2 protein-coding genes are annotated in these 2,503 nt (G+C 67.3%); both read right to left on the bottom strand.

Going from position 1 to position 2,503, the window contains the following annotated elements; genetic code table 11:
- Positions 1-134: 134 nt before the first annotated feature.
- Positions 135-914 carry an IS21-like element helper ATPase IstB gene (gene istB, locus AC1DCZ_RS19255; protein ID WP_476975996.1) on the bottom strand — a complete coding sequence of 260 codons (780 nt, stop codon included), beginning with the start codon at positions 912-914 and terminating at the stop codon, positions 135-137.
- Positions 911-2,452 (bottom strand): IS21 family transposase, encoded by a 1,542-nt coding sequence (istA, locus tag AC1DCZ_RS19260; protein WP_476975997.1) that lies wholly within the window; start codon positions 2,450-2,452, stop codon positions 911-913. The genes istB and istA overlap by 4 nt, the downstream gene beginning before the upstream one ends.
- Positions 2,453-2,503: the final 51 nt, after the last annotated feature.

Below are 2,503 nucleotides of genomic sequence, written 5' to 3' on the forward strand. Positions count from 1 at the left end.
TGTCAATGGCCAATAGTTTGTGCCCATGGACGGCCAGCAAAAATGCCCGCTGGTGGCCATGAAAACTGCCCGTTCATGGCCACCAGATCTGCCCACCGGGTGTTCGGCGGCGTTGGCCATGTTGGGATGTGGGTTTAGCTCATTGGCGTGACTCCTTTTCCGGCCAGGGCCTGGCTGAGGCGGATCGATTCTCCTGAGGTTTGGCAGACGTGCGCGTGGTGCAGCAGCCGGTCGACGGTTGCGGTGGCGAGGGTTTTGGGCATGAGTTCGTCAAAGCCGGCGGGATGCAGGTTTGAGGAGACCGCGATGGAGCGTTTCTCGTAGGCGGCGTCGACGAGGCGGTAGAGGCCCTCGGCGGCGTCGGTGCCGACCGGCAAGAGTCCTATGTCATCGACCACCACTAAATCTGCGCGCAGGATCCGGGCGACGACTTTGGTTACGCTGTCATCGGAGCGGTGGGCTCGCATGAGAGCGCCGAGGTCCTCGAGCCGGAACCAGGCGACCCGCAGGCCGGCCTCGACGGCTTGTTGGCCGAGGGCTTCGAGGAAGAACGTTTTGCCCGTGCCGGAGGGGCCGCAGATCACGACGTTTTCCTTCCGCCCGATCCATTCCAGCGTCCGCAGTGCCTGCTGCGTCGGTGCGGGGATCGAGGAGGCGGCGGGATCCCAGGTGTCGAAGGTCTTCCCGGTCGGGAAGCCGGCGGCCTTGCGTCTGGTGGCGAGCATGGACCGGGACCGGCCGGCGACTTCCTCGATGAAGAGGGCTTTGATGACCTCGGCCGGTTCCCAGCGCTGGGCGCGGGCGGTCGCGATCAGTTCCGGCGCCAGCGCCCGTGCATGGGGCATCTTCAACTGCCGCATCAGCGCCTCCAGCTCCGGCGCCAGTACGGGTGCGGTGGCCGGGACCGGGCTCACGCGCTTTCTCCCAGGGCGTCGTCAACACGGGCGGGAACGGGTGGGCGGCCGATCGCCGCCCACCCGGCGGTGCCCTGGGTCAGGGACCGGGTCTCCCCGGCAGTATGGGTGGTCGTGCGCGTGCTCGCGGCGTTCAGGATCGAGGCAAGATCCTTGTTCGCGAAGCGGCCATGGATGGCCGCGGTCCCGAGGGCCTGATCGACTTCGGACTGCCCGGCGATCTTGGCCAGGGCGACCGCTTCGGCCRTCTTCACGTTCATCCGGGCCGTGCCCGCCGCGGCGGCCTCGAGCAGCCAGGTGCGGGCCCCGTCGCCGATGTTAAGGAACTCCGTCTCCGCGGCCGTCCTGGCTTTCGCCGTGTATTCACCGGGGATCCTGGACCTATGGTCCGGGAAGTGGGCGTCGTTGATCGCCGGGCTGCCGGGCCGGGCGCGCCGGTGCCGGGCGACTTCCACCGGCCCCTGGCTGCCGTGGTGGACGATGATGACCTGCTCGTCGGCTCCGGCGCCGTGGGCCCGGACGAACACCCTGCCGCCGAGCAGATACGCCGGAACGGAGTACTGCCCGTTCTCGAAGGTGACCATCGGCGTGTTCTCCGGGACGGTGCGGGAGAGCCCGAATGCGACGGTGTGCGCGGTGTCCGGGATCCTGTGCAACCGCGGCGCTTCCTCGGCCAACATCATGGCGGGTTGGCGGCGGGTGGCCCGGTGCTCACGGTTATTGACCACGTCCATGAACGCCTGGCACGCCGCTTCGATCTCGGCGAACGAAGCGTACTCCGCACGCAGGTTGGTGTCCTTTGGCACGATGTCTGCCTTGGCGACTTTCACCGAGGACTCCACGCCGCCCTTGGACGCCGGGTCCGCGGGCTGGCAGGTCAGCACCGTCACCCCGTAATGGCGGGCGAAGTCCACTGTCTGCTGGTTGCGCACCGGGACCCCGGCAACATGGGACACCGTGACCGTCTTCTCGTTATCGGTCAGGACGTAGGTCGGGGCGCCGCCGATGACACGGAAGCTGCGGTCCAGCGCGGCGAACACGCTCGGCGCCGTCCGGTCCCGCAACGCGATGACGATCCTGAAGCGGGACCATGCCAGCCAGGCCACGAACAAAACGGTCTTCTTTCCCTCGATCACGGGGCCGTCGCCGAAATCGTACTGAAGCCACATTCCCGGTTCCGTGATCCACGGCCGGTGCACCCGGACGTGGCCGAGCCGCCAGGCGGCGCGGACCTGGGCGACGGCMCGGCGGGTCGAACGCTCCGAACCCTCGTAGCCGAGGGCCCGGAGCTTCTCGTGGGCTTTGTCGGCGCGGATCTTGCCCTTGGAGGCCTCGATCCATTCCTCGATCTTGGGCAGGAACGCATCGGTGACCCTGCCCCGGTACACCGGTTCGGCGATCGGCTGGCCGGCGTCCCTGGCAGCGACGTGCCTGGCAACTGTGTGGTGCGAGCAGCCGGTGAGTTCCGCGGCGGCGCGCAACGATCCGGTCAGATCATACGCAGCGAGTATTTCCATGATTTCTCCGTCAAACTTCATTAGGGCCTCTTCCCGGGCGACTTTGGTGCGACTAGACACCGTCATCAAACC

The sequence above is a fragment of the Arthrobacter sp. 10N418 genome (genome assembly GCF_056394725.1).